Source organism: Polaromonas sp. P3_C2 (assembly GCF_056402675.1).
Genome location: NZ_JBFUGX010000515.1, coordinates 1 through 3001, shown reverse-complemented (window position 1 = coordinate 3001; position 3001 = coordinate 1). Strand labels below are relative to the sequence as shown.

Below are 3001 nucleotides of genomic sequence, written 5' to 3'. Positions count from 1 at the left end.
TCTCAAGCTCAAGAATCAGAAGTGTGTTGATGACACGTTTGATCTTGCGAATATCCCCGACCAATGGGAGATAGTCCGGATAATCGTTGCTCGAAAAAATGTTCTTGAGTGCCGAAATTGCATTCTTAACTTGATCGATCTTCTGAGGGCTCATCGCGACGTTTTTCGCCAGCGCCGTATCAAAGTCTCGAGTAACGTAGTTAAGCATCGCTTGCGAATCAATGAATAGGCTGAACTTGACGTTCACGTACTTTTCCAAAAACTCGCGGATTTTTTCGGCGTCGCCCTTGTCACTGCGAAGGCCAGCCAAATTCAGTGTGTCGTAGCAAAGAACGAAATTTACGTAGGGTAGATCGAAGGTCGTTCGAATGGCAAATAGCACCTCCTTGACCGATCCAAGGTCCAGACGATCTAGGTCATCTACGATGACAATGATTCGAGTTCTCGCTGAAGCTAAAAGCTGACGCAAGTCCGCCAGAGTGTCCTCGATAGTCTCATCACTAGGCTTTAGGGAAACCTTCAGTCCCAGAATATTGATCTCGTCCTGCCCGACCAAGCGCGCGTACCGATTCAGGATGGGGTCAATTTCAGGAAGAAAAACCTTCTGATTTATTGCTTTTACGAATCCGTCAATAAACTTCCGAACGAGTTTTTCCTTATCCTCAAAGCGCAGCGGTTCGAAGTCATAGACTACCGTGCTGCCATGTTTTTCCCAGGTCTGTCTACAGACATTAACGAATGACGACTTTCCAGTTCCCCATGGGGAATCTAACCCGAAGATTAAGCTTGCCGGAGACCGCTCATTCATTACATTGAGCGCAAATCTCTTTGCCATTTCCCCTATTCCGAGCCCATCTTCGATGTCTTTAGTAATCGCCCGATCGTCGATTAATGCTGAACGCCCCTTGAACTTGGCAAGAAATAGTATGACTCTTGCTCGGATCGAACCTACAAAGCCAGTAAACGTGAGGAGTACTACTGAGTAAAGCGCGAGACCCGGTGGAATAGCTCGGAGGAACGCTTCATATTCTTTAGGTGCGAACATGACCCAGAAATATCCACCAACGCCACCCGTGATTCCAATCACCGCAATATCTGCGCGTTTGCTCCGCAACAATCGCCCTGCCGAAGAGTAGGCTCCTCTCTCCCATAAATGCAGACCACCCAAAAAACCTACGACGGTGACAACCAATATGATCGTTAGTGGGTCGAACTTTGCGGTGTAGGTGATGTAAATCGACTGCCCAACAAGCATTGCCACTCGCCACAGTTCTACGCTAACAAAGCAAAAAATGGCCGCGAAAAAATATACGCGAAAAATCGCAATGCTTGGATTTCCTCTTTCACGCAGGGCTGTAAGTACACCTTTCCATTTCGTGGGAGTAGGGCCGGCGGCTTGATTTGGATCCTTGGAAAAATGGATTGATGCCATTGGCCTCCCTTGGCTGCGCGCAGTCTAATTAATATCATCTGAAGTTACTATAAAAAAGTAGGGATGTGCGGAAATGTTTGAGCTGATGCGAGAGACTGGCGTGGCGAGGATTTTCACCAGACTTTTGCACGCTCCACGTCGTCTCCGACCTGCGCATAGCCAGCACCTGGCGCGGTCCAACCTTTCCTACCGGTGGTGGTGACCTCACTCAACGCGCGCTGCGTCAGCGGCCGATAAATCCCGGCCGCTGCGAGTGCGCTTTGCGCACCGCTGTGGCCACGCGTGCGACGTCGAGCCGCTAAAACCAGCAACAGGCTGACGGCAACGCATCAAATGGTAGATTCGGAAAAAGCCCAGCCCCGGGCCGAATAAAAACAACCCATGAACAACAAAACCAAGATCGCCCTCGCCACAGCCGGAGGAACCCTGTTACTGGTAGTGGCCACCGCCATCGTCATTACCCTCGACTCTGACCGCAGCAAGAAAGACGCACCACCGCCTGCCGCCGCTCTGGCCGCAGCCCCACTCGACACCAGCAAAATCCTGACAGGCATGCAAGACCTGCTGGCCAGCTACCGAAAAATCATCGTGCTGTTTGCCGATGAGRAGAAACTGGGTGCGGGTGAACGGGCCATGGCCAACCAGGTGGGGCAGGGGCTGTTTCATGACAACCGTGCGCGGGTGGCGGAGATTGAGGCGCAGCTGGCGGCGCTGGTGGCTTCTGGCAGCGCGCAGCGCTTTGATGCGATTGCGGGCATCCTGGACTATGTGGAAAGCGACAAAAACCTCTTTGACGCGGACCGGCTGGCTTTTCGGGAGCTGCTGCGCAGCCTGCAGGCCAGCGTGGCGGCTGATTCGTCACTGCCGGCCATCAAGCTGCACAAGCGCATCGGTGAAGACCTGGACGCGCTGGTTGAGATTGAGCGCAACTACGAGAAAGAAATTCGCCTGGTGTTCGGCCGCTTTGAGCCGCGTGCGATTGAGCTGAAGCGTGAGCGCTGGGAAGACTATGTTGCCAGCCTGAAGAAGCGCTACACGCGCGAGCAGATTTTGAAAGACTTTGGCGTGGTGATGCCTTACGCGCTGCCCAAGCCCACCACGCGCAAAAGCAAGGACGAAGAAGAGGGCGAGGTCTTTGGCTACAGCCTGCCACCCAAGACCATCGTGCTGACGTTTGACGACGGCCCGCACGGCGTTTACACCAATGAGATTGCAGCCATCTTGAAGCAATACAGCGTGCCGGGCATTTTCTTTCAGGTAGGCAGCAACCTGGGCACGGTGGCCGCAGACGGCAAAACCAAACTGGGGCCACGCGCAGACATCAGCCGCAAGCTGCTGGAGGCCGGCCATACGCTGGCCAACCACAGCATGACGCATGCACAGCTTTCCAAGCTCAATGGTGCGGGCCTCAAATCAGAAATGCTKGGCACTGATGAATTGCTGAAAGCGGTGGATGCGCGGCGTTCGCCRCTCTTTCGCTTTCCGTATGGCGCGCGCAACGACGAAGGGCTGGACGTGTTGTCGGCCGCGCACCTGCGCTCAGTGATGTGGAACATTGATTCGCTCGAC

The 3001-nt window shown here is 53.7% G+C and carries 2 protein-coding genes; one reads left to right on the top strand and one right to left on the bottom strand.

Annotated elements, in window-relative coordinates; translation table 11 throughout:
- Positions 1-1432: KAP family P-loop NTPase fold protein (locus AC1DWI_RS18135; protein ID WP_477725371.1), on the bottom strand; the 1432-nt coding region annotated here is incomplete at its 3' end.
- A gap of 381 nt (positions 1433-1813) precedes the next feature.
- Between AC1DWI_RS18135 and AC1DWI_RS18130 the strand changes: the two genes are divergently transcribed.
- A partial coding sequence (locus AC1DWI_RS18130; protein ID WP_477725370.1) for a polysaccharide deacetylase family protein occupies positions 1814-3001 on the top strand: 1188 nt, incomplete at its 3' end.